The sequence below is a fragment of the Bacillus sp. FSL R5-0431 genome, from assembly GCF_038002985.1.
Taxonomy (GTDB): Bacteria; Bacillota; Bacilli; order Bacillales; family Bacillaceae; genus Bacillus.
Genome location: NZ_JBBOOG010000001.1, coordinates 1,556,438 through 1,581,339 on the forward strand (window position 1 = coordinate 1,556,438; position 24,902 = coordinate 1,581,339).

Sequence of the window (24,902 nt, forward strand, 5' to 3'; positions counted from 1 at the left end):
GATTCAAATGACAGATGATGACCTCAGTCGTTACTTTGAAGAAGGAGAAATCGTCAAATTGACGGTGCATAAGGCGACGAAAACGTGGCATTTCCTTTTTAAATTTAAGGCGCTTCTGCCTTACAAGGTATATGCGATGTTTCTCAGCAGGCTGACAAATGCATTTTCTCATATTGCACAAGTCACTTGTACGATTGAAGTCAATGATCCGAACATCTCTGAAGAGCTCGTTCAATCGTATTGGTCACATTGTGTGGAAGAGCTTCAAGGAATTTCTCCTCCAATCATCAGCTTGCTTCAGCAGCAAAAACCATCGCTGTCTGGACATAAAATCATCATCAAAACGAAAAGCGAAACAGAGGCTTTGGCCATCAAGAAGAAGTACAGCCCAATGCTCCAGGCTGCTTTTAAACAAGTGGGCTTTCCAGAGCTGCAATTCGATACAGAAATTTTTGTATCAGATCAAGAGATTCAGAAGTTCAGAGAACAAAAGCTTGCTGAAGATCAAGAAAGAGCGATGCAAGCCCTCACTGAGATGGAGAAGAAGGAAAGTGAGGAGCAGGATGAAGCTCCGTCTGGTCCTCTCATGATTGGCTATCAAATTAAAGACAATGAAGAAATCCGTACGCTTGATAGTATTATGGATGAGGAACGAAGAATCACCGTTCAAGGCTACGTATTCGATGCAGAAACGCGTGAGCTGAAAAGCGGCAGAACGCTTTGTATCTTTAAGATTACAGATTATACAAACAGTATTTTAATCAAAATGTTTGCAAGAGAAAAAGAAGATGCCCAGCTGATGAAATCATTGAAAAAAGGCATGTGGGTCAAAGCAAGAGGAAGCATTCAAAACGATACGTTTGTCAGAGACCTTGTCATGATTGCCAATGACGTCAATGAAATGAAACCTCAGCTGAAAGAGGATACGGCACCTGAGGGTGAAAAACGTGTCGAGCTTCATTTGCATTCCCCAATGAGCCAAATGGATGCTGTCACTGGCATTGGCAGGCTGGTGGAACAAGCAAAAAAATGGGGACATGAAGCGATTGCCCTGACGGATCATGCGGTTGTACAATCCTTCCCAGATGCGTATGCAGCAAGTAAAAAGCATGACATCAAAATGATGTACGGTGTGGAAATCAACTTGGTGGACGACGGAGTACCCATTGCCTATAATCCGGAGCACCGTTTGTTAGATGACGCGACGTATGTCGTATTTGACGTAGAGACAACTGGACTTTCAGCCGTTTATGACACGATCATTGAGCTGGCAGCAGTGAAAATAAAAGGCGGGGAAATCATTGACCGCTTTGAGGCATTTGCAAATCCTCATCACCCATTATCAGCGACAACGATCGAATTAACGGGTATTACGGATGATATGGTCAGAGATGCTCCAGATGTCGTCGATGTCGTGCGCGATTTCAAAGAATGGATTGGACAAGATATCCTTGTTGCGCACAATGCAAGTTTTGATATGGGCTTTTTAAATGCAGCGTACAAACGCCTGTTAAAAACAGATAAAGCGTCAAACCCTGTGATTGATACACTTGAACTTGGCCGATTCCTTTACCCTGAATTTAAAAATCACCGGCTCAATACACTTTGTAAAAAGTTCGATATAGAACTGACGCAGCATCACCGGGCCATTTACGATGCAGAGGCGACAGGCTACCTCATGCTGAAGATGCTAAAAGATGCGGCTGAAAAAGAAATTGCCTATCACGATCAATTGAATGAAAACATGGGTCAGTCTAATGCCTACCAGCGCTCACGTCCTTACCATGCCATTCTGATCGCACAAAATGAGACCGGTCTGAAAAATTTATTCAAACTTGTTTCTCTTTCTCATATTCATTATTTCTACCGGGTGCCGCGCATTCCGCGCTCACAGCTTGAGAAATATCGAGAAGGTTTAATTATCGGGTCTGCCTGTGATAAGGGTGAGGTCTTTGAAGGGATGATGCAAAAATCACCTGATGAGGTGGAAGACATTGCAGCATTTTACGACTATTTAGAAGTTCATCCGCCAGAAGTGTATCAGCATCTGCTGCAGCTGGAGTTTGTTCGAGATGAACGTGCGTTAAAAGAAATCATCACAAACATTGTGAAGCTTGGCGAAAAGCTCAATAAACCAGTCGTGGCAACTGGAAATGTGCATTATCTGCATCCAGAAGACAAAATTTATCGTAAAATCTTAATTTCATCACAGGGTGGAGCAAATCCGCTTAACCGTCACGAACTGCCAAAAGTTCATTTTAGAACGACAGATGAAATGCTTGAAGCATTCTCCTTCCTAGGAGACGAAAAAGCGAAAGAGATCGTCGTGGCGAATACGAAAAAAGTATCTGAGATGGTCGAAAGCATTAAACCAATCAAAGATGACCTATACACACCAAAAATTGAAGGTGCAGATGAAGAAATACGGGAAATGAGCTATCAAATGGCGCGCAGCATCTACGGAGATGATTTGCCGAAAATTGTAGAAGACCGTATTGAGAAAGAATTAAAAAGTATTATCGGCCATGGATTCGCCGTTATTTACTTAATCTCTCATAAGCTTGTAAAGAAATCACTTGATGATGGATATCTTGTTGGTTCAAGGGGATCTGTCGGCTCATCTCTTGTTGCAACATTAACAGAGATTACCGAAGTGAACCCACTTGCCCCGCATTATGTATGTCCAAGCTGTAAGCATTCGGAGTTCTTTAATGACGGATCTGTTGGTTCAGGCTTTGACCTTCCTGACAAAGACTGCCCAGAATGTGGTACGCCGTACAAAAAAGATGGACATGATATTCCGTTTGAAACGTTCTTAGGTTTTAAAGGAGACAAAGTCCCTGATATCGACTTGAACTTCTCAGGTGAATATCAGCCGATTGCACATAACTATACGAAAGAGCTGTTCGGTGAAGAGTATGTATACCGAGCAGGTACGATTGGTACTGTTGCAGAAAAAACAGCATATGGTTACGTGAAAGGCTACGCAGGAGATCATAATCTTCATATGAGGGGCGCAGAAATCGACCGGCTTGTCCAAGGCTGTACAGGGGTCAAACGGACAACGGGCCAGCACCCAGGCGGTATTATCGTAGTGCCGGATTATATGGACATTTATGATTTCTCACCAATTCAATATCCAGCAGATGCGACAGGTTCTGATTGGAAAACGACGCATTTTGATTTCCATTCAATCCATGACAACTTGCTCAAGCTGGATATACTAGGGCACGATGATCCAACGGTTATTCGTATGCTTCAGGATTTAAGCGGAATTGATCCAAAAACGATTCCAACAGACGATCCTGAAGTAATGAAAATTTTCCAAGGAACAGAGCCTCTAGGTGTAACAGAAGAGCAAATTGGCTGTAAAACAGGTACACTCGGTATTCCGGAGTTTGGGACAAGGTTTGTTCGGCAAATGCTTGAGGATACAAAACCAACGACCTTCTCAGAGCTCGTTCAGATCTCTGGACTATCACACGGGACGGATGTATGGCTCGGAAACGCGCAAGAACTCATTCACAATAAAACGTGTGAACTAAGTGAAGTGATTGGGTGTCGTGACGATATTATGGTCTATCTCATCTATCAGGGCTTAGAGCCGTCACTCGCATTTAAAATCATGGAGTCTGTTCGTAAAGGAAAGGGGCTTCCCCCTGAATGGGAAGAAGAAATGAAGAATAATAATGTACCGAACTGGTATATTGATTCTTGTAAAAAGATCAAATACATGTTCCCTAAGGCCCACGCAGCTGCTTACGTATTAATGGCTGTACGGATTGCCTACTTCAAGGTGCATCATGCACTTTTATACTATGCGGCTTACTTTACCGTTCGTGCAGATGACTTTGATATCGAAACAATGACAAAAGGATCGAATGCGATTCGAGCAGTCATGGACGATATTAACTCAAAAGGTCTAGATGCATCACCGAAAGAAAAGAACCTATTAACTGTACTAGAGCTTGCACTTGAAATGTGTGAAAGAGGCTACCATTTCAAAAAAGTGGACCTCTACCGATCAAGTGCAACAGAGTTTATCATTGATGGAGATGGATTAATTCCGCCATTCAACTCGATCCCTGGACTCGGAACAAACGTTGCGTTAAATATTGTTCGCGCACGACAAGACGGGGAATTCCTTTCAAAAGAAGATTTACAAAAACGCGGAAAAGTGTCGAAAACGATCCTAGAATATTTAGATCGTCAAGGCTGCTTAGAAGCACTTCCCGATCAAAACCAGCTTTCTTTGTTTTAATGCGATTCATGAAGAGCGTCCTTAAAGGGGCGTTCTTTTTTCATATACAATAATTTTATTATGTTAACTAATAAAGATTTTCCACCAAATGGAATCATTTTCTTATTCATTCATATACCTTGATTTAACGTGATGTTTTAAGAGAAGAGATTGTATGTCATTCTTTCTACCCAAATAGAGCAAAAAAGAGAATTTCGCCGTCTGAAATGTTCTCATGCGACATATGATCATTCTGGGTACAGTCACAAAAAGAATCAAGAGAAAAAACCTTCGATGAGCGTAAAGCTGATTGCTGTTTACTATGCTTATTTTTGAAACGTATTTGATTCTTTTCAAAACTGTTCAAATCACGTTCTGAATAAAAGGAGGTGGCTTGTCTATTCATGTTTGACTAAAAAGAAGGAGTGAGTCATACGGAAATGGCATCTTATAATTATGTAGAGGTTCTTCAAAAATCCTTGTTGTTTTATGAAGCGCAGCGGTCTGGAAAGCTTCCCGAAAGCAGCCGTCTCAACTGGCGGGGAGATTCTGGACTAGAGGACGGGAAGGATGTAGGGCATGATTTAACTGGCGGCTGGTATGACGCAGGTGATCATGTGAAATTTGGACTTCCGATGGCCTACTCAGCAGCTGTGCTTGCATGGACAGTATATGAATACCGAGAAGCCTATGAAGAGGCAGAACTGCTAGATGACATCCTCGATCAAATCAGGTGGGCAACGGATTATTTTTTGAAAGCACATACAGGTCCGAACGAGTTTTGGGCGCAGGTAGGTGATGGGAACGCCGATCATGCTTGGTGGGGACCGGCAGAAGTGATGCCGATGAGCCGGCCAGCTTTTAAAATTGATGAAAATTGTCCAGGAACAGAAGTAGCCGCACAAACTGCTGCAGCTTTAGCAGCGGGTTCTATCATTTTTAAAGAGACAGATGCCCCTTATGCAGCAAAGCTTCTGACCCACGCGAAACAGCTTTATGCATTTGCTGACAGGTATCGCGGCGAGTATACAGATTGTGTCACAAACGCTCAGCCGTTTTACAACTCCTGGAGCGGCTATATTGACGAACTCATTTGGGGCGGAATCTGGCTGTACTTGGCAACAAATGAAGAAACCTATTTAAATCAAGCACTAAAAGCAGTAGAGGAATGGCCGAAGGATTGGGATTATACGTTTACCATGTCATGGGACAATACTTTTTTTGCTTCGCAAATCTTACTCGCCAGAATCACGAAAGAAAATCGATTTATAGAATCGACAGAGCGTAATCTCGATTACTGGACGACGGGTTTTGTTCAAAATGGAAAAGTCGAAAGAATCACTTATACGCCTGGCGGTTTGGCATGGCTAGATCAATGGGGATCGCTTCGTTATACAGCAAATGCAGCATTTTTAGCCTTTGTCTATGCTGATTGGGTTTCAGATGAAGAAAAAAAGAATCGATATCAAACGTTTGCGATCAAGCAAACTCACTATATGCTAGGTGATAATCCGCTAAATAGAAGCTATGTCGTTGGGTTTGGCCAGAACCCGCCGAAGCATCCACACCATCGAACTGCACATGGCTCATGGTCTAACCAGCTGACAAATCCTCCGTATCATCGGCACACTCTTTATGGAGCGCTTGTTGGTGGGCCTAATGCACAGGATCAATATGACGATGACATCTCTGATTATGTATCAAACGAGGTGGCGACGGACTATAATGCCGCCTTTACTGGAAATATAGCCAAAATGGTGCAGCTGTTTGGAAAGGGGCAATCTAAGCTTCCAAATTTCCCGCCTAAAGAACAGGCTCAGGATGAATTTTTTGTAGAGGCAGCTCTGATGAATAACGATACAACATCAACTCAGGTGAAGGCGGTTCTATACAATCGGTCCGGCTGGCCGGCAAGAAGCAGTCAAACGCTGTCCTTTAGATATTATGTCAATCTGAGTGAGGTCTTTGCAAAGGGATTCACTGAAAAAGATATTCAAGTGACAGCAGCCTACAATGAAGGCGCTTCCTTATCTCCGCTGAAGGTATATGACGCATCAGCCCACGTATATTATGCAGAAATTGATTTTACGGGCGTAGCGATTTTTCCTGGAGGAGAATCAGAGCATAAGAAGGAAATACAATTTCGATTATCTGCACCAAATGGGGCGAATATATGGGATGCCTCAAATGATTATTCCTTTCAAGGCTTAACTTCCAATATGCAAAAAACAGCGAGGATTCCCGTTTTTGATGATGGTGCTTTGGTATTTGGTGCACTTCCAGACAAATAAAAATCAAGATGTATTGAAAGGGTGAAGAACTTGTCAAACAAAGAACGGTTTTTAACGCTTTATCATCAAATTAAAAGTGATGCGAATGGATATTTTTCATCAGAAGGAATTCCGTATCATTCAATCGAGACGCTCATTTGCGAAGCGCCTGATTACGGGCATATGACAACTTCAGAAGCGTATAGCTATTGGCTGTGGCTTGAGGTGTTGTACGGACATTACACAGGGGATTGGAGCAAATTAGAGGCAGCCTGGGACAATATGGAGAAGTACATCATCCCAGTAAATGAAGATGGAAATGATGAGCAGCCGCATATGAGCGCCTACAATCCTTCTAGCCCAGCCACATACGCAGCAGAAAAACCATACCCGGATCAATACCCTAGCCAGTTAAGCGGTGCTCGTCCTGCGGGTCAAGATCCGATTGATGGTGAATTGAAATCAACCTATGGAACGAATGAAACGTATTTAATGCACTGGCTGCTTGATGTCGATAACTGGTATAAATATGGAAACTTGCTCAACCCATCACATAAAGCTGCATATGTGAACACGTTCCAGCGCGGGCCGCAGGAATCCGTATGGGAGGCCATCCCTCATCCTTCACAAGATGATAAATCTTTTGGAAAGCCGAATGAAGGCTTTATGAGCTTGTTCACAAAAGAAAATCAAGCACCAGCTGCTCAGTGGCGCTATACCAATGCGACGGATGCTGATGCGCGTGCAATACAAGTGATGTATTGGGCGAAGGAACTCGGCTATAATGAGTCAGCCTATCTTGATAAAGCGAAAAAAATGGGGGATTTTCTTCGTTACGGTATGTACGATAAATATTTTCAAACGATTGGAAGCGGCAAACAGGGGAATCCGTACCCTGGAAACGGAAAGGGTGCCTGTCATTACTTAATGGCGTGGTATACCTCTTGGGGCGGAGGACTTGGCGACCATGCCAACTGGTCATGGCGTATTGGAGCTAGCCATTGTCACCAAGGGTATCAAAACCCTGTCGCCGCTTATGCTTTATCCTCAGACAAAGGAGGCTTAAAGCCATCTTCCGCTACTGGTGCAAGCGATTGGGAAAAAACATTAAAAAGGCAGCTTGAATTTTATGTATGGCTTCAATCTAAAGAGGGAGCGATTGCAGGAGGTGCAACCAATAGCTGGAATGGAGACTATAGTGCTTATCCGGCGGGAAGAAGTACTTTTTACGATATGGCATATGAGGATGCACCTGTTTATCTTGACCCGCCTTCTAATAACTGGTTTGGGATGCAGGCATGGCCGATGGAGCGCGTAGCAGAGCTTTATTACATTTTTGTGAAAGATGGAGACAAAACATCTGAAAATGTCCAAATGGCCAAATCTTGCATCACAAAATGGGTCAACTATGCATTAGATTACATTTTTATCGGCAGCCGTCCTGTGTCGGATGAAGAGGGTTATTTCTTAGATGACCAAGGACAAAGAATTCTAGGAGGAACAAATGCTGCTGTTGCTACAACGAGTGCACCTGGCGAGTTTTGGCTTCCTGGAAATATTGCTTGGAGCGGACAGCCTGACACTTGGAATGGGTTCCAGTCTGCAACAGGAAATCCAAACTTAACAGCTGTAACAAAAGATCCAACTCAGGATACGGGCGTACTAGGGAGTCTAGTCAAGGCTTTAACTTTCTTTGCTGCTGCCACTAAGCTAGAAACAGGGGATTATACAGCGCTTGGTGTCAGAGCGAAAGATGCTGCCGCACAGCTCCTTGAGGTTGCGTGGAATTACAATGATGGCGTGGGCATTGTAACAGAAGAAGAAAGAGAGGACTATGACCGCTTCTTTAAAAAAGAAGTGTATTTCCCAAATGGTTGGAACGGGACATTTGGTCAAGGGAATCAGATTCCTGGAGCCAGCACTATTCCTTCTGATCCGCAGCGAGGAGGTAATGGGGTCTATACGAGTTTTGCTGATCTTCGTCCAAATATTAAACAAGATCCAGCATGGTCTTCACTCGAGAGTAAATATCAGTCTTCATTTAATGAAGCAACAGGCAAATGGGAGAATGGGGCACCGGTTTTCACCTATCACCGTTTCTGGTCTCAAGTGGATATGGCCACTGCCTACGCTGAATATCATCGTCTCATCAACTAGCAGGTCAAATTTAAGCTGCCGGTTTCTTTGAGCCGGCAGTTTGATTAGGAAATATAAATCCAGTGAAGATAAGGGTGTTTTTACATGGTCAAAGAAAGAAGTTTTCTTCATCAATCATTAAACAAGGGCGAAAATGGGCAGATAAATCTGATGTGGAAAAAAGAGGCGAATGATCGAATTTCAGAGCATAGACAAAGAGATCTTGAAATAAATGTCACAAATCACGAAAAAAAGCCAATAGCAGGTATAGAGGTTGAGATTAAGCAAAATAGGCATGAATTCGCATTTGGTTCAGCGATGAATGACCAAGTGTTGTTTAATCAACAATATGCCGATTTTTTTGTGAAGTATTTTAATTGGGCTGTTTTTGAAAATGAGGCAAAATGGTATGCGAATGAGCCTGAAAGAGGGAAAATCACTTACGAAAAAGCAGATGCGATGCTGAATTTTGCAGATAAACATCAACTTCCAGTGAGAGGGCACGCTTTATTTTGGGAGGTAGAGGATGCGAATCCAAGCTGGCTGAGGTCACTACCGAATCACGAAGTGTATGAAGCCATGAAAAACCGGCTTGAGCATGCGGGTAATCATTTTAAAGGGAGATTCCGTCATTGGGATGTAAACAATGAAATGATGCATGGTTCATTTTTTAAAGATCGCTTCGGGAAAAATATTTGGAAGTGGATGTATGAAGAAACGAAAAAAATTGACCCTCAAGCACTATTGTTTGTGAATGATTATAATGTGATCTCATATGGTGAGCACCACGCTTATAAAGCGCATATCAATGAACTGCGTCAGTTAGGCGCACCTATTGAGGCGATAGGTGTTCAAGGACATTTTGAAGAACGGGTCGATCCAGTCGTTGTAAAAGAGAGGCTCGATGTGCTTGCTGAGCTTGGTCTTCCTATATGGGTTACAGAGTACGATTCTGTTCACCCTGACGCTAATAGAAGAGCGGATAACCTAGAGGCTTTATATCGCGTCGCATTTAGTCATCCAGCCGTAAAAGGAGTGCTAATGTGGGGATTTTGGGCAGGTGCCCATTGGAGAGGTGAGCATGCGGCCATCGTGAATTATGATTGGTCTTTAAATGAAGCAGGCCGACGTTACGAAAAGCTTCTAAATGAGTGGACGACACAAAGAGTTGAAAAAACAGATGCTAATGGCAATGTGACATGTCGAGCATTTCACGGGACATATGAGATTCGAATCGGTAAAGAAAGTAAACTGTTAAAACAACAGACAATTGAACTTGATTCAAATGAACAAACACCGCTTCGGCTAGATGTGATCGTACCTGAAGAAGGCTAGATTGTGAGGGGAATTTAAATGAAGAAATGGACTCAAAGAGTGTCTTGCTTCATACTTGTGGCCGCTATATGGGCCGGGTGGTTTTCACTTACGATTAAGGCCGCCTCTTATGTACAGACGTCTGGTACACAATTTACGCTGAACAATCAACCATTTTACTTCGCTGGCACAAATAATTACTATTTCCATTACAAATCTAAAAAGATGGTAGATGCTGTGTTCGATGATATGAAAGCAATGAATTTAAAGGTCATACGTATTTGGGGATTTCACGATGGGGCCCCTCAAGAAAACTCAGTCTTACAATCTAGTCCAGGGGTCTATGAAGAATCGGGTTTTCAAAAACTAGATTATGCGATTTATAAAGCGGGACAGGAAGGAATAAAACTTGTCATCCCACTAGTGAACAATTGGGATGATTTTGGCGGGATGAATCAATACGTAAAGTGGTTCGAGGCAGGAGCGCATGATGCCTTTTATACAGATCCTCGTATACAAAAAGCTTACAAAAATTATGTGCGCTATGTATTAGAAAGAACCAATACGTACACAGGTGTTCAATATAAGGACGATCCAGCTATTATGACTTGGGAATTAGCTAATGAGCCGCGTGTGCAGTCAGATCCAACGGGAAATATACTAGTCAAATGGGCAGATGAAATGAGTACGTGGATCAAATCGCTGGATCGTCACCATCTTGTTGCAGTAGGAGATGAAGGGTTCTTTCGCATACCAGGACATGAAGACTGGTTTTATGGAGGCGGAGAAGGCGTTGATTGGGATCGTTTGACGGCTCTCTCTAATATCGATTATGGAACCTATCATCTGTACCCAGATCACTGGAACAAGTCAGCTGCTTGGGGAGTGAAATGGATCGAAGACCATATCACCCGCGGGAAGTCAATCGGAAAACCAGTTGTGTTAGAAGAGTTTGGCGTTCAAAATCAATCAGCGCGTCCTGACGTATATCAAAGCTGGCTGTCAGCGGTTGAGCGGCTCGGAGGAGCTGGCAGTCAATTTTGGATTTTAACAAGTATTCAGGACGATGATTCGCTCTATCCGGATTATGACGGTTTCCGCATCATAAAGGGGAGCAGGGAGGCAGCACTTATCAGTGAACATGCGAAAAGAATGAACGAAAAGAACTGATGGCGAATGCCTGCTGAATAAGGAACTTCATTTGCATAAAAAAATTGGATATGGTATAGTTTTTATGGAAATGCTAACGATTACCGAGACAAGAGTGGGGAAACCCGCTCTTTTGTATTGAACAGGCAATTTTTGTCTCGACATTATTCATCCGTTTTCTGCTCCCCCTGCTCACATAAAGCAGGGTTTTTATGCAGAATGATTGATAAGAGCGTTTATCGAAAGCACAAGGAGGAAGAGAATGAGCAAAAAAGTAGTGGATGTCGTAAGCGAAATGGTGCAGCCAATTTTAGATGGCTTACAGCTTGAACTCGTTGATGTTGAATTTGTCAAAGAGGGTCAAAACTGGTTCCTTCGCGTGTTTATTGACTCTGATAAAGGCGTCGATATCGAAGAATGTGCCAAAGTGAGCGAAGCCTTGAGCGAAAAGCTTGATGAGGCAGATCCGATTAGCCAAAACTACTTTCTTGAAGTGTCCTCTCCTGGAGCGGAGCGCCCATTAAAGAAAAAAGCTGATTTTGAAAAAGCACTTGGAAAAAATGTTTTCATGAAAACATATGAACCAATTGATGGTGAAAAAGCATTTGAAGGTGAGCTTACAAGCTTTGATGGTGAGATTGCAACAGTGACAGTGAAGATCAAGACAAGAAAGAAAGAGATCAATATTCCATACGAAAAAATAGCTAACGCAAGATTAGCAGTTTCGTTCAATTAACCTTTTCATTGATATAAGGGGGAACCATAAAAATGAGTAGTGAGTTGTTAGATGCCCTGACTGTTCTTGAGAAAGAGAAGGGTATTAGTAAAGAAATTATTATTGAAGCGATAGAAGCTGCACTCATTTCTGCATATAAGCGTAACTTTAATCAAGCACAAAATGTTCGTGTTGATTTAAACCGCGAAACGGGAACGATTCGTGTATTTGCAAGAAAAGATGTTGTAGATGAAGTGTATGATTCTCGCCTTGAAATCTCTGTAAATGATGCAGCCAATATCAACCCGAATTACATGGTAGGTGACGTCGTTGAGATTGAAGTCACACCAAAAGACTTCGGACGCATTGCAGCTCAGACAGCGAAACAAGTGGTGACGCAGCGAGTGAGAGAAGCAGAGCGAGGTGTGATCTACACTGAGTTTATCGATCGCGAGGAAGACATTATGACGGGAATCGTTCAGCGAATTGACAGTAAATTCATTTACGTGTCACTTGGCAAAATCGAAGCCCTTCTTCCGGTCAACGAACAAATGCCAAATGAGGACTACAAACCACATGACCGCATTAAGGTGTTTATTACAAAAGTCGAAAAAACAACAAAAGGACCACAAATTTATGTGTCTAGAACACATCCAGGTCTTTTAAAGCGTTTATTTGAAATTGAAGTGCCAGAAATTTATGATGGTACTGTAGAGCTTAAATCGGTTGCTAGAGAAGCTGGGGACCGTTCTAAAATATCTGTTCGTACAGATGATCCTGATGTTGACCCAGTTGGTTCTTGTGTTGGACCAAAAGGTCAGCGTGTACAAGCAATTGTCAACGAGCTAAAAGGCGAAAAAATTGACATTGTCCATTGGTCTAATGACCCGGTTGAATTTGTTGCCAATGCATTAAGTCCATCAAAAGTACTTGATGTCATTGTAAATGAAGAAGATAAGGCGACAACAGTTATTGTCCCTGATTATCAGCTGTCGTTAGCCATTGGTAAAAGAGGTCAAAATGCTCGTCTTGCAGCAAAGCTGACTAGCTGGAAAATTGACATTAAAAGCGAAACAGATGCAAGGGAACTCGGTATTTTCCCAAGAACTGAAGACTCTGAATCTCTTTTCTTAGAGGCTGAACCAGTAGCTGAGGAATCTGACGAATAAGAGGTGATGTAAAAGGTGAATAGCCGAAAAAAAATCCCGCTTAGAAAATGTGTCGTGACGGGAGAAATGAAACCAAAGAAAGAACTGATCCGTGTTGTTCGTTCTAAAGAAGGTGAAGTGTCTGTTGACGCAACCGGAAAAATGAACGGACGCGGAGCTTACCTTTCTCTCGATAAAGAAACCATTCTTGCGGCAAAGAACAAACGCAGTTTACAGCAGCAATTTCAGACACAGATTGACGAACACATATTTGAAGAATTACTAGAACTAGCTGAAAAGGTGAAAAAACCAAATGACTCAATCTGAATGGTATCCTTTGCTTGGTCTAGCAAATCGAGCTCGTAAAGTCGTGTCAGGAGAAGATCTTGTGATCAAAGAAATTAGACATGCGCGTGCTAAGCTGGTTCTTCTTGCAGCAGATGCCTCATCGAACACAGAGAAAAAGGTATCTGACAAATGCAAATTTTATAATGTTCCGGTTAGAAAAGTTGAAGACCGTTCCGTTCTCGGACGTTCTATTGGGAAAGAAGCTCGCGTAGTTGTCGCTGTCACTGACCAAGGCTTCGCTAAGAAGCTGATAAGCTTGCTCGATTAATTTATTTGGGGGTGAACGAATGGCTAAAGTGAGAGTATATGAATACGCAAAAGCCATAGATGTTTCAAGTAAAGATATTATAGCAGCGCTTAAGGATATGAACGTGGAAGTGAACAACCACATGGCGACGCTTGAAGACGACACTGTGAAAAAGCTAGACGCTATCTATAAAAAAGCCAAAGCAAAAGAGACAGCTAACGAGAAACCCGCAGAACAAAAAAAACAATCATCTAACAAAAACAATGATAGAAAGAAGAATGACGTGCAGAATAATCAATTTAATAAAAACAAAAAAAACAACAACCAAAACAAAAACAAAAATAAACGCGGTGGGAATAACAAACCGCAGCATCAGCAAGCTAGACCTGTGAAGCCTAAGAAAGAGCTTCCTGAAAAAATTGAATTTACAAATTCAATGACAGTCGGCCAGCTGGCTGAAGAGCTTGGAAAAGAAACAGCTGAAATTATCAAAAAGCTGATGATGCTGGGTGTTATGGCAACCATTAACCAAGAGCTGGATAAAGATACAGTTGAATTAATCGCTTCTGAATATGGCGTTCCAGTAGAGGAAGTCATTATTTTAGAAGAAACTGAACTTGAAAAGTATGAAGTTGAAGATAAAGAAGAAGATATGCAAGTACGCCCTCCAGTTGTGACAATCATGGGACACGTTGACCACGGGAAAACAACGCTTCTTGACAGCATTCGTAAGACGAAAGTCGTCGAAGGCGAAGCTGGTGGAATCACGCAGCATATCGGTGCTTACCAAATTGAAGAAAACGGCAAGAAAATCACGTTCCTTGATACACCTGGACACGCAGCATTTACAACGATGCGTGCACGTGGTGCTGAGGTAACAGATACGACAATTCTGGTCGTTGCAGCAGATGATGGCGTGATGCCGCAAACGATTGAAGCCATTAACCATGCGAAAGCGGCAGAAGTGCCAATCATTGTCGCTGTCAACAAAATTGACAAACCAACAGCGAACCCTGACCGTGTGATGCAGGAATTAACTGAGCATGGTTTAGTACCAGAAGCTTGGGGCGGCGAAACGATCTTCGTTCCTCTATCTGCAAAAACAGGTGAAGGCATTGACGAATTGATCGAAATGATCCTTCTTGTTAGTGAAGTAGGAGAACTGAAAGCCAACCCAAATCGTGCGGCAAAAGGGACTGTCATCGAGGCTGAGCTTGATAAAGGAAGAGGATCTGTTGCAACCCTTCTTGTTCAAACTGGTACACTTCATGTAGGTGACCCAATCGTTGTCGGAAATACATTTGGCCGCGTTCGTGCAATGGTTAATGACATCGGACGCCGCGTGAAAACAGCAGGACCATCTACACCTGTTGAAATCACTGGTTTAAATGATGTACCGAATGCAGGGGATCAGTTCCTCGTATTCAAAGACGAAAAAACAGCTCGTCAAGTGGGTGAGGCGCGTGCTTCGAAACAGCTTGATGAACAGCGTTCAGACAAAGCAAAATTATCTCTAGATGACCTATTTGAGCAAATCAAACAAGGTGAAGTGAAAGATATCAACTTGATCGTGAAAGCAGACGTACAAGGTTCTGCTGAAGCACTGACGGCCGCTCTTCAAAAAATTGAAGTAGAAGGCGTAAAAGTGAAAATCATCCATACGGGTGTTGGAGCGATTACAGAATCTGATATTATTTTAGCAAGTGCTTCTAATGCGATCGTGATCGGATTTAACGTACGTCCTGATGGAAATGCGAAGAGCACAGCTGAAACAGAAAACGTAGATATCCGCTTACATCGCATTATTTATAAAGTCATCGATGAAATTGAAGCTGCGATGAAAGGGATGCTTGACCCTGAATATGAAGAAAAAGTCATCGGTCAAGTTGAAGTTCGTCAAACGTTCAAAGTTTCTAAAATCGGTACAATTGCTGGTGGCTATGTCACTGAAGGAACCATTACAAGAGATAGTGGTATCCGCTTAATCCGTGACGGCGTCGTGATATTTGAAGGCGAAGTCGACGTATTAAAACGATTCAAAGATGACGTGAAAGAAGTTTCACAAGGCTATGAATGTGGTATTACCATTAAGAAGTACAATGATATCCGTGAAGGTGATGTCATGGAATCATTCGTTATGCAAGAAATCGAAAGAAAATGATCGGTTATACCGAATGTGAGTGCATCATCTATGATGCCTCCTCACTGAAGGAAAAACGTGCGGTTCTTCAGCGTATATTGACAAGAACGCGCCATAAATTCAATGTAACCATGGCTGAAATGGATTACCAGGACACATGGCAGCGTACATCAATTGGAATCGCCGTGATTTCCTCCTCTCGGGTTCAAGTGGAAAAGGAATTGCAGCGTGTTTTAAGCTTTATTGATTCTTTTCCTGAAATTGAACGAACGATCACGAAAACTGAGTGGTTTTAATTAGAGGTGATAAGATCATGAGTATGAGAGCAACCCGCGTGGGTGAGCAGATGAAAAAAGAATTAGGTGACATCCTAGGCAGAAAGCTAAAAGATCCAAGAATTGGCTTTTTGACTGTAACCGATGTTGAAGTATCCGGTGATTTGCAAATTGCGAAAGTTTACATTTCTGTTCTCGGTGACGAGAAAAAAAGAGAGGAAACCTTAAAAGGCCTTGCAAAGGCTAAAGGGTATATCCGCTCTGAAATTGGCAATCGAATTAGACTTCGCAAAACACCAGAACTGCACTTTGAATTCGATGAATCCGTAGATTACGGAAATCGAATTGAAAGCCTGATTGCTGAACTAAACACAAAAGATCATGAATAAGACGTTGAAATAAGGATAGGCGATGATCGTCTGTCCTTTTTCATCGTTTATGAAAGGAGAGAACGCAGATGATAAATGGTGTTCTTTTATTACATAAAGAAAGAGGAATGACCTCTCACGACTGTGTGTTCAAAGTGAGAAAGATCTTGCATACAAAAAAAGTCGGACATACAGGCACTCTCGACCCGGAGGTATCAGGTGTTCTGCCCATTTGTATCGGAAGAGCAACGAAGATTGTCGAATACTTAACAGATAAATCGAAAACGTATGATGCAGAAATCACGATTGGCTTTTCTACCACAACAGAAGACCAAACAGGTGAGATCGTAGAAGAAGAAAAGGTGCAAAAACCCATCTCAGAAGAAGAAATTGATGCTGTGCTGAAACAGTTTCAAGGAACCATTGAACAAATTCCTCCCATGTTTTCTGCTGTAAAAATTGGCGGAAAAAAACTCTATGAATATGCAAGAGAAGGCATTGAAATTGAGCGGCCGAGCCGTGAAATTACGATTCACCGTATCGAGCGGACAACACCTGCTTTATTTGAGAATGGAAAGGTATCATTTAGATTCACCGTTTTATGCTCAAAAGGAACGTATGTCAGAACCTTAGCGGTTGATATTGGAAAGAAACTAGGGTTTCCAGCCCATATGTCACATCTCATTCGCACAGGGTCAGGGGATTTTACACTAGATGAATGCATCACCCTTGATGAGCTCCGAAATATAAGCGAGGAAGGAGCAGTAGATGAGCACCTTGTCCCGATCGAGCGCGCGCTCAATCATTTGCCGAAATGGGAGATAAATGATACATTAGCAAGTAAAGTGGAAAACGGTGCAGTCCTGCCAATGCCTGATGAATTCGCTCATTTCGCAGAGGAAGATCGTGTCGCTGTCTTTGCTCCTTCAGGTCGCTGTATGGCGATATATATGAAGCACCCGACCAAACAGAATCTGATGAAGCCGGCGAAGATCTTATCTCAGGACAAGCAATCTTAAAGAAAAGGTGACCATCTCGTGAAGACTATACATATTTCACACCCACATACATTGAATCAAAAGGATCAAGACCCTTCTGTTATGGCTTTAGGGTATTTTGACGGTGTTCACCTCGGACATCAAAAAGTTATTGACGCAGCGAAAAGCATTGCGAGAAAAGAAGGATTGGCTTTAGCAGTCATGACCTTTCATCCGCATCCATCACATGTTTTGCAAAAAGCACGTGAACCAAAGGACTTAATTACACCGCTTGAGGATAAAATTGATTTCATCGAACAGCTGGGCGCTGACTATTTATACATTGTGCAATTCAGTGAAAGCTTTGCAGCGCTGTCTCCTCAAGAGTTTGTGGATCAATATTTGGATGAGCTGAATGTGAAGCACGCAGTAGCCGGTTTTGATTTTACGTTTGGCCGTTTTGGTGCAGGCACAATGGAAACATTCGATGAGTACGGTAAAGGGCGTATCACGGCCACCATCGTTCCTAAGTTGTCCAATCAAGACCGTAAAGTCAGCTCTACACTCATACGTTCCGCATTGAAAAATGGGGATGTTGAATATGTGAGTGAGCTTTTAGGAAAACCTTATCAGCTGCGCGGTATTGTCATTCATGGAGATAAGCGAGGACGGACGATCGGCTTTCCGACTGCAAATGTCGGTTTATCTGCTGAATACATTATTCCGCCAACAGGGGTTTATGCAGTAAGAGCAGAAGTCAAAGGCAAAGTGTATGACGGTGTTTGTAACGTTGGCTATAAACCAACCTTTTATGAAAAGCGCCCTGATCAGCCTGCCATTGAAGTAAACCTCTTTGATTTTAACGAAGAAATATATGGTGAACCGATTAAATTACAGTGGTTCAAACGCATTCGCAGTGAACAAAAATTTAACGGAATCCAGGAGTTAACGGCTCAAATCAGTCAAGATAAAGAAGAAGCGATTCAGTTTTTTCAAGATCAGCTAAGGCAAACAAAAAATTCATAGAAAAACAGCTCTACCATTTGCAAATTCAGCATATTTTTAGTATGATTATTCCTGTAGCTTTAAAACCACTTACTTGGCAGGCCGACTTCACCGACGGTTGCGAGGTAGATGGGGCTAACATGATTTGGAGGTGAAACAGGATGGCTATTACTCAAGAGCGTAAAACTCAATTAATTAATGAGTTCAAAACACACGAATCTGATACTGGATCTCCAGAAGTTCAGATCGCTGTCCTAACAGAATCAATTAACAACTTGAACGAGCATTTACGTACTCATAAGAAAGATCACCACTCACGTCGCGGTCTTTTGAAAATGGTAGGTAGACGTCGTAATCTTCTTACGTATCTACGTAATAAAGACGTAACTCGTTACCGTGAGTTAATTAACAAACTAGGCTTACGTCGATAATCGTAAAAAGCGGGAGGATTCCCGCTTTTTTATCGTATAATCACTAATATTTTATGGTTAAAATGTTGAAAGAATGGCAAAAACCCTTCTACATACACCTTTCACATTGATATGTGAAAATCATTTTGTTCATAATAAGAATTAACTAAAATTTCAAGATAAGAGAGGAGTTTTTCTCAGAATGGGACAAGAGAAACATGTCTTCACCATAGACTGGGCTGGACGTCAACTGACAGTTGAAACTGGCCAGCTTGCAAAGCAAGCAAACGGAGCGGTCCTCGTACGCTACGGAGATACAGCTGTGCTTAGCTCAGCAACAGCTTCTAAAGAACCAAAACCACTTGATTTTTTCCCGCTCACTGTGAACTACGAAGAAAGATTATACGCAGTAGGTAAAATTCCTGGAGGCTTCATTAAAAGAGAAGGCCGTCCAAGTGAAAAAGCGATCCTTGCGAGCCGCTTAATTGACAGACCAATCCGTCCATTATTTGCAGATGGATTTAGAAACGAAGTACAAGTCATTAGTATCGTCATGAGTGTGGATCAAGATTGTTCATCTGAAATGGCTGCAATGTTTGGCTCATCTTTAGCATTATGTGTGTCTGACATTCCATTTGAGGGACCAATCGCCGGCGTTACAGTAGGACGAGTTGATGGAAAGCTGATCATCAATCCAAATGTAGAGCAGCTTGAACAAAGTGACATCAACCTTGTAGTCGCTGGAACAAAAGATGCGATCAACATGGTCGAAGCTGGTGCTGATGAAGTACCAGAAGAAACAATGCTTGAAGCCATCATGTATGGTCACCAAGAGATCAAACGCTTAATCGAATTCCAAGAGGAAATTGTCAAGGCAGTCGGTAAAGCAAAAATCGATATTCCTTTATATGAAGTAGACCAAACGTTAGCAGACGAAGTAAAAGCACTTGCTGAAACAGACCTGCTGAAAGCGATTCAAGTACATGAGAAGCATGCACGTGAGGATGCAATCAGTGCTGTGAAAAAAGCTGTGGTTGAGAAATTTGAAGAAGAAGATCGCGACGAAGCGACGATTAAACAAGCGAAGGATGTATTAAACAAGCTTGTCAAAAACGAAGTTCGTCGTCTGATCACTGAAGAGAAAGTACGTCCAGATGGACGCGGTGTAGATCAAATCCGTCCACTTTCTTCAGAAGTAGGACTTCTGCCAAGAACGCACGGTTCAGGTCTATTTACAAGAGGACAAACACAGGCGCTCAGTATTTGTACATTAGGTGCACTTGGCGATGTGCAAATTCTTGACGGTCTAGGCGTTGAAGAATCGAAACGCTTCATGCACCATTACAACTTCCCGCAATTCAGTGTTGGTGAGACAGGTCCAATGCGTGGCCCAGGCCGTCGTGAAATCGGACATGGTGCGCTAGGTGAACGGGCATTAGAACCAGTGATCCCATCTGAAAAAGATTTCCCTTATACGGTTCGCCTTGTCTCTGAGGTATTGGAATCAAACGGATCTACTTCACAAGCAAGTATTTGCGCAAGCACACTTGCGATGATGGATGCGGGTGTTCCAATTAAAGCACCAGTTGCAGGGATTGCAATGGGGCTTGTGAAATCTGGTGAATACTACACAGTGCTGACAGACATTCAAGGAATGGAAGATGCACTTGGCGATATGGACTTTAAAGTTGCAGGTACATCAAAAGGTGTAACAGCGCTTCAAATGGATATCAAAATCGATGGTCTATCAAAAGACATCTTAGAAGAAGCTCTCCAACAAGCGAAAAAAGGAAGAATGGAAATCTTAGAAAGCATGCTGTCAACGATTCCTGCTTCTAGAGGAGAATTGTCTCGTTATGCACCAAAAATCTTAACGATGAAGATCAATCCTGATAAAATTCGTGATGTCATTGGACCAAGCGGTAAACAAATCAATAAAATCATTGAAGATACCGGTGTGAAAATCGATATTGAACAAGATGGTACAATCTTTATCTCTTCTACAGAAGAAGACATGAACCAAAAAGCGAAGAAAGTCATTGAAGATCTTGTGAGAGAAGTTGAAGTGGGGCAACTTTACTTAGGTAAAGTAAAACGCATTGAAAAATTCGGTGCTTTCCTTGAAATCTTCAGCGGCAAAGATGGACTTGTTCATATTTCTGAGCTTGCGCTTGACCGTGTAGGCAAAGTAGAAGATGTCGTGAAGATTGGCGATGAATTACTTGTCAAAGTCACTGAAATCGATAAACAAGGCCGTGTGAACCTTTCTCGCAAAGCTGTTTTACGTGAAGAAAAGGAAAAAGAAGAAAAACAGTCTTAATGAAATGTGCTAGAAGCCAGGTATCCGTACCAGGCTTCTTTCTTTTCTTGCGTTAACAATAGTTCTAGCTTGTTTCTCCCCATCATAATTTGTGGTAAAGGGGAGGGACAGCCATTGAAAAAAACGTTACCATTCATTGTGTTTGTATTTTTACTGCTCGTGTCATATCAAACGATGAAGCAGCCGGCTGCTGTTACATATATTGAATCAATGAAAGAGCATGCTGAGGTTGCATCTGTTTCAAAAGATATTTTATATCAAGAGATTGAATCGAAGTCTTCTGACTATGAAGTGAAGGCGCAAAATGCTAAGATTGATAAAGTGTGGAAAAAGATGCCTGGTCTAAATGGACAGACAGTCAATATCGATGCCTCTTATGAAAAAATGAAAAAACAAGGGTCATTTGATGAAAAGCTGCTTGTTTTCAATGAAACAAAACCTTCTATTCATTTACACGAACTTGGTGCTGAGCCCATTTACAGGGGACATCCAGATAAAAAAATGAATGCTTTCCTCATCAACGTGGCTTGGGGTGACGAGCATTTAATCAAGATGTTAAAGACACTGGAAAAGCATCGGGTCAAGGCGACCTTTTTCTTAGAGGGCAAATGGGTGAAAAAAAGCACGGATCTTGCTAAAAAAATCGTGGCAGATGGTCATGAAATTGGAAACCATTCATACAATCACCCGGATATGCGCACACTGACAAGAGAACGAGCATTAGAGCAGATTACCAAAACGAATCGTCAAATTGAAGAATCCCTTGGAAAAAAACCGAAGTGGTTCGCCCCTCCTAGCGGCAGCTTTAAAGAAGAAACAGTGAAACTCGCTGCTGAAGAAGGAATGGAAACCATTATGTGGACGGTAGACACCATTGACTGGCAAAAACCGTCACCAGACATATTACAAAAACGGGTGCTTGGGAAAATTCACAATGGGGCGATGATATTAATGCATCCAACAGATTCGACGGCGAAAAGTCTTGACGCACTTATCACTCAAATCAAGGAAAGAGGATATGAATTAGGAACGGTTTCAGACCTCCTAAGTGAAAAAAGACATCCGTGATCCGATCTGTTTGTTGAATAGGAGGAGCAAAACTTGGTCAAAACGTATACATGCCAAAACGGAGTAAGAATTGTACTTGAAAACAATCCCACTGTAAGATCTGTCGCAATTGGCGTCTGGATTGGAACTGGTTCTAGACATGAGACACCAGAAATTAATGGAATCTCACACTTTCTGGAGCATATGTTCTTTAAAGGGACAAAGACGAGATCTGCACGTGATATCGCAGAATCCTTTGACCGCATTGGTGGTCAAGTGAATGCCTTTACGTCAAAAGAATACACTTGCTACTATGCAAAGGTGCTTGATTCACATGCTGGCTACGCCCTCGATGTATTAAGCGACATGTTCTTCCACTCCGCTTTTGATGAAGAAGAGCTGAAAAAAGAAAAAAATGTAGTCTATGAAGAAATCAAAATGTATGAGGATACACCTGATGATATCGTTCATGATCTGTTGAGCAAAGCGATTTATGGTGATCATTCTTTAGGGTTCCCGATTTTAGGAACAGAAGAAACACTTTCTACTTTTAACGGTGACTCTCTTAGAGCTTATATGGATGAATTCTACACGCCGGACCGCGTCGTCATCTCTGTTGCAGGGAATGTGGATGACACCTTCATTCGAGAGGTTGAAAAGTTGTTCGGTTCGTATGAAACGAAAGGAAAAAAACAGCCTTTAGAAGCGCCGCAATTTCACTATGACAAGCTCACACGCAAAAAGGAAACAGAGCAAGCGCATCTATGCATGGGCTTTAATGGCCTCCCAGCTGGAGATAAAGGCATCTACGACTTAATCGTCTTAAACAATGTTCTTGGCGGAAGCATGAGCAGCCGCTTGTTCCAGGATGTAAGAGAAGACAAAGGACTCGCTTATTCCGTTTTCAGCTATCACAGTTCATTTGCAGATAACGGCATGCTGACGATTTATGGCGGGACTGGAGCGAAGCAGTTAAACCTGCTCTCTGAAACCATCTTACAAACATTAGACGTCTTAAAACGTGAGGGAATCACGCAAAAAGAGCTTGAAAACTCTAAGGAGCAAATGAAAGGGAACCTCATGCTCAGCCTTGAAAGCACAAACAGCAAGATGAGCCGAAACGGTAAAAATGAACTGCTCCTTGGCAAACATCGTACACTCGATGAAATTATTGACGAAATCAACCACGTCACATTAGACGGCGTGAATAACTTATCAAAACGAATCTTTACAGAAGATTATGCGCTCTCGCTTATTAGTCCGACGGGTGATGTACCTTCTGCTTAAACAAAAAAGGCATGTCTTTTAAAGAGATGCCTTTTTTTCATGCAAAAAAGATTAATCAGCTAACTTGTTTTGCAGCTGATGAACAATTTTGTTGATTGTCGAAAAGTGCTCTGTCAGTAACTCCTCATCTGCAAATTGGATATCAAAAACCTCTTCTAATTCCAAAATGAGTGAAACTGCCTTAATTGAATCGAGACCGTGATTTGTTAATTCTTCATCTGCACCAATAGAAATCTTGCTGCTATCTTCCAAAGAACGCAGAACCAAATCTTTTACTTGACTTGAAAGTGAAAGGACATCCGTCGTTTCATTCATCTGCAACGCTCCCTTTTACAAATTTTCTATCATTTACATAAATTAACTATATTAGAATGGAAAAACATTGTAAAGCAGTTTCGACATAAATAGGAATTGTTGATCATTCTATTCAAATGAATATTTGGTAGAGTGAGAAGAAAAGAGACTGGGAAGGATGAATCAATCCATGAAAAAAACAGACCTTATGCAGCACATTCCCTTATTAAAAGAAGCGGTCAGCATAGACCAGATTAATAAAGGGTATTCTCGGGATGAAAAATGGGTCATGACTACCGTATCAGGCGAAAATTATGTCCTTCGATTCTCAGATCAAGACCAGTATGACAAAATAAAGACGCAGTTTGAGCTGCTATATGAATTAAGACGTCACGGTGTTCAGTGTGCTGATCCAGTGAACCTCGGTGTACTAGAAGCAAAACAGCAAGTGTACTATATTTTATCGTTTATAGAAGGCCAGGAAGCAAAAGAAATCATGAGTCAGTTAACTGAAGAAAAGCAGTATGCTATCGGGGTAGGTGCAGGTCAGGATTTACGAAATATGCATAGATATCCGGCACCTTCACACATCGAACCTTGGGAAGATCGTGTCATTAAAAAGCATCATCGATATTTAGCTGCTTATCGGGAAAGCGGCATCTCCCTTGAAGGTGATGAAAAAGCGGCTCAGTTTATAGCAAAGCACTTAGATATTGTGAAAGGTAGACCTAATCAATTTCAGCACGATGATTTTCATTTAGGGAACATTATAGTAAACAATAATAAATATGCAGGTGTCATTGATTTTAACAATTTTGATTGGGGAGATCCCATTCACGATTTTTATAAAGTAGCTCTTTTCAGCAGAGAAACAAGTGAAGCCTTTTCGGCTGGTCAAATCAATGGATATTTTGATGGGAACATTCCAGATGATTTTTGGCTGCTTTACTCTGTTTATGTCGCAATGAGTATCTTTTCATCGATTATGTGGGTTATTAAATTCGATCCGGGTCAAATGGATGAGATGATTGAAAGACTAGAAAATGTGCTAAAAGATCATGATTATTTTGATCAAATAGAGCCTCAGTGGTATGCGCGTATCACTAGATAACAGTGAAATATAGGACGATTAGGCAGTGATGGAAGTCGCTGTCTTTTTTGTTATAATGATACAAATTACACATTGTCATGATTAAAAACATTTTATATAAT

20 protein-coding genes are annotated in these 24,902 nt (G+C 41.9%); 19 read left to right on the forward strand and 1 reads right to left on the reverse strand.

Translation table 11 applies throughout. The features are described 5' to 3' along the window. The first annotated feature begins 7 nt into the window (after positions 1 to 7). The 18 genes from MKZ03_RS07785 to MKZ03_RS07870 all read left to right on the forward strand — a co-directional run bounded on the left by MKZ03_RS07785 (position 8) and on the right by MKZ03_RS07870 (position 23,396). Positions 8 to 4,261 (forward strand): PolC-type DNA polymerase III, encoded by a 4,254-nt coding sequence (locus MKZ03_RS07785; protein WP_341032613.1) that lies wholly within the window; start codon positions 8 to 10, stop codon positions 4,259 to 4,261. Between the two features lie 419 nt (positions 4,262 to 4,680). Further along, the gene (locus MKZ03_RS07790; RefSeq protein ID WP_106030849.1) at positions 4,681 to 6,531 is read left to right on the forward strand and encodes a glycoside hydrolase family 9 protein; all 1,851 of its coding nucleotides are present in this window, start codon (positions 4,681 to 4,683) and stop codon (positions 6,529 to 6,531) included. A 30-nt stretch (positions 6,532 to 6,561) separates the two neighbouring features. After that, positions 6,562 to 8,667, forward strand: a complete 2,106-nt coding sequence (locus MKZ03_RS07795) for a glycoside hydrolase family 48 protein (protein ID WP_106030850.1) — start codon at positions 6,562 to 6,564, stop codon at positions 8,665 to 8,667. A gap of 84 nt (positions 8,668 to 8,751) precedes the next feature. Next, positions 8,752 to 9,981 carry an endo-1,4-beta-xylanase gene (locus MKZ03_RS07800; RefSeq protein ID WP_341031463.1) on the forward strand — a complete coding sequence of 410 codons (1,230 nt, stop codon included), beginning with the start codon at positions 8,752 to 8,754 and terminating at the stop codon, positions 9,979 to 9,981. 18 nt (positions 9,982 to 9,999) lie between these two features. Next, positions 10,000 to 11,130 carry a glycoside hydrolase 5 family protein gene (locus MKZ03_RS07805; protein ID WP_334749123.1) on the forward strand — a complete coding sequence of 377 codons (1,131 nt, stop codon included), beginning with the start codon at positions 10,000 to 10,002 and terminating at the stop codon, positions 11,128 to 11,130. A gap of 241 nt (positions 11,131 to 11,371) precedes the next feature. Further along, positions 11,372 to 11,845, forward strand: a complete 474-nt coding sequence (gene rimP / locus MKZ03_RS07810; RefSeq protein WP_003211398.1) for a ribosome maturation factor RimP — start codon at positions 11,372 to 11,374, stop codon at positions 11,843 to 11,845. A 32-nt stretch (positions 11,846 to 11,877) separates the two neighbouring features. Beyond that, positions 11,878 to 12,993 carry a transcription termination factor NusA gene (gene nusA, locus MKZ03_RS07815; protein ID WP_341031465.1) on the forward strand — a complete coding sequence of 372 codons (1,116 nt, stop codon included), beginning with the start codon at positions 11,878 to 11,880 and terminating at the stop codon, positions 12,991 to 12,993. Positions 12,994 to 13,008: 15 nt separating this feature from the next. Further along, complete coding sequence (gene rnpM, locus MKZ03_RS07820) at positions 13,009 to 13,299, forward strand: RNase P modulator RnpM (RefSeq protein ID WP_034662290.1); 291 nt, start codon at positions 13,009 to 13,011, stop codon at positions 13,297 to 13,299. After that, positions 13,286 to 13,588 carry a YlxQ family RNA-binding protein gene (locus MKZ03_RS07825; RefSeq protein ID WP_034662287.1) on the forward strand — a complete coding sequence of 101 codons (303 nt, stop codon included), beginning with the start codon at positions 13,286 to 13,288 and terminating at the stop codon, positions 13,586 to 13,588. The genes rnpM and MKZ03_RS07825 overlap by 14 nt, the downstream gene beginning before the upstream one ends. A gap of 19 nt (positions 13,589 to 13,607) precedes the next feature. Next, complete coding sequence (infB, locus tag MKZ03_RS07830) at positions 13,608 to 15,728, forward strand: translation initiation factor IF-2 (protein WP_066030896.1); 2,121 nt, start codon at positions 13,608 to 13,610, stop codon at positions 15,726 to 15,728. Continuing rightward, positions 15,725 to 16,003 carry a DUF503 domain-containing protein gene (locus MKZ03_RS07835; RefSeq protein ID WP_012009994.1) on the forward strand — a complete coding sequence of 93 codons (279 nt, stop codon included), beginning with the start codon at positions 15,725 to 15,727 and terminating at the stop codon, positions 16,001 to 16,003. The genes infB and MKZ03_RS07835 overlap by 4 nt, the downstream gene beginning before the upstream one ends. A 17-nt stretch (positions 16,004 to 16,020) precedes the next feature. Next, positions 16,021 to 16,371 carry a 30S ribosome-binding factor RbfA gene (gene rbfA, locus MKZ03_RS07840; protein WP_007499525.1) on the forward strand — a complete coding sequence of 117 codons (351 nt, stop codon included), beginning with the start codon at positions 16,021 to 16,023 and terminating at the stop codon, positions 16,369 to 16,371. Between the two features lie 68 nt (positions 16,372 to 16,439). Then, a complete protein-coding gene (gene truB, locus MKZ03_RS07845; RefSeq protein ID WP_066030895.1) occupies positions 16,440 to 17,369 on the forward strand; it encodes a tRNA pseudouridine(55) synthase TruB in 930 nt (309 codons plus the stop codon). Positions 17,370 to 17,387: 18 nt separating this feature from the next. Further along, positions 17,388 to 18,353: a bifunctional riboflavin kinase/FAD synthetase gene (gene ribF / locus MKZ03_RS07850; protein WP_034662277.1), complete on the forward strand. Its 966-nt coding sequence runs from the start codon at positions 17,388 to 17,390 to the stop codon at positions 18,351 to 18,353. A 140-nt stretch (positions 18,354 to 18,493) separates the two neighbouring features. After that, positions 18,494 to 18,763 (forward strand): 30S ribosomal protein S15, encoded by a 270-nt coding sequence (gene rpsO, locus MKZ03_RS07855; RefSeq protein WP_008354438.1) that lies wholly within the window; start codon positions 18,494 to 18,496, stop codon positions 18,761 to 18,763. Between the two features lie 181 nt (positions 18,764 to 18,944). After that, the gene (pnp, locus tag MKZ03_RS07860) at positions 18,945 to 21,062 is read left to right on the forward strand and encodes a polyribonucleotide nucleotidyltransferase (RefSeq protein WP_034662272.1); all 2,118 of its coding nucleotides are present in this window, start codon (positions 18,945 to 18,947) and stop codon (positions 21,060 to 21,062) included. Between the two features lie 114 nt (positions 21,063 to 21,176). Then, on the forward strand, positions 21,177 to 22,130 hold the full coding sequence (locus tag MKZ03_RS07865) for a polysaccharide deacetylase family protein (RefSeq protein ID WP_334749132.1): 954 nt from the start codon (positions 21,177 to 21,179) through the stop codon (positions 22,128 to 22,130). A 33-nt stretch (positions 22,131 to 22,163) separates the two neighbouring features. Beyond that, positions 22,164 to 23,396 carry a M16 family metallopeptidase gene (locus MKZ03_RS07870; protein WP_106030866.1) on the forward strand — a complete coding sequence of 411 codons (1,233 nt, stop codon included), beginning with the start codon at positions 22,164 to 22,166 and terminating at the stop codon, positions 23,394 to 23,396. 51 nt (positions 23,397 to 23,447) lie between these two features. On the opposite strand, the gene MKZ03_RS07875 is transcribed toward MKZ03_RS07870, so the two are convergent. Further along, entirely contained in the window at positions 23,448 to 23,711 is a 264-nt protein-coding gene (locus tag MKZ03_RS07875; RefSeq protein WP_334749133.1) for an acyl carrier protein, read from the reverse strand. Positions 23,712 to 23,880: 169 nt separating this feature from the next. On the opposite strand from MKZ03_RS07875, the gene MKZ03_RS07880 reads away from it, so the two are divergent. After that, a complete protein-coding gene (locus tag MKZ03_RS07880; RefSeq protein ID WP_334749134.1) occupies positions 23,881 to 24,801 on the forward strand; it encodes an aminoglycoside phosphotransferase family protein in 921 nt (306 codons plus the stop codon). The last annotated feature ends 101 nt before the right edge of the window (positions 24,802 to 24,902 follow it).

Coding starts and splice junctions, on each gene's coding strand:
- rbfA (WP_007499525.1), top strand. CDS start 16,021: ATGAGTATGAGAGCAACCCGCGTGGGTGAGCAGATGAAAAAAGAATTA.
- MKZ03_RS07835 (WP_012009994.1), top strand. CDS start 15,725: ATGATCGGTTATACCGAATGTGAGTGCATCATCTATGATGCCTCCTCA.
- MKZ03_RS07790 (WP_106030849.1), top strand. CDS start 4,681: ATGGCATCTTATAATTATGTAGAGGTTCTTCAAAAATCCTTGTTGTTT.
- MKZ03_RS07825 (WP_034662287.1), top strand. CDS start 13,286: ATGACTCAATCTGAATGGTATCCTTTGCTTGGTCTAGCAAATCGAGCT.
- rpsO (WP_008354438.1), top strand. CDS start 18,494: ATGGCTATTACTCAAGAGCGTAAAACTCAATTAATTAATGAGTTCAAA.
- infB (WP_066030896.1), top strand. CDS start 13,608: ATGGCTAAAGTGAGAGTATATGAATACGCAAAAGCCATAGATGTTTCA.
- MKZ03_RS07875 (WP_334749133.1), bottom strand. CDS start 23,711: ATGAATGAAACGACGGATGTCCTTTCACTTTCAAGTCAAGTAAAAGAT.
- nusA (WP_341031465.1), top strand. CDS start 11,878: ATGAGTAGTGAGTTGTTAGATGCCCTGACTGTTCTTGAGAAAGAGAAG.
- rimP (WP_003211398.1), top strand. CDS start 11,372: ATGAGCAAAAAAGTAGTGGATGTCGTAAGCGAAATGGTGCAGCCAATT.
- MKZ03_RS07800 (WP_341031463.1), top strand. CDS start 8,752: ATGGTCAAAGAAAGAAGTTTTCTTCATCAATCATTAAACAAGGGCGAA.
- MKZ03_RS07805 (WP_334749123.1), top strand. CDS start 10,000: ATGAAGAAATGGACTCAAAGAGTGTCTTGCTTCATACTTGTGGCCGCT.
- pnp (WP_034662272.1), top strand. CDS start 18,945: ATGGGACAAGAGAAACATGTCTTCACCATAGACTGGGCTGGACGTCAA.
- MKZ03_RS07785 (WP_341032613.1), top strand. CDS start 8: ATGACAGATGATGACCTCAGTCGTTACTTTGAAGAAGGAGAAATCGTC.
- MKZ03_RS07880 (WP_334749134.1), top strand. CDS start 23,881: ATGAAAAAAACAGACCTTATGCAGCACATTCCCTTATTAAAAGAAGCG.
- truB (WP_066030895.1), top strand. CDS start 16,440: ATGATAAATGGTGTTCTTTTATTACATAAAGAAAGAGGAATGACCTCT.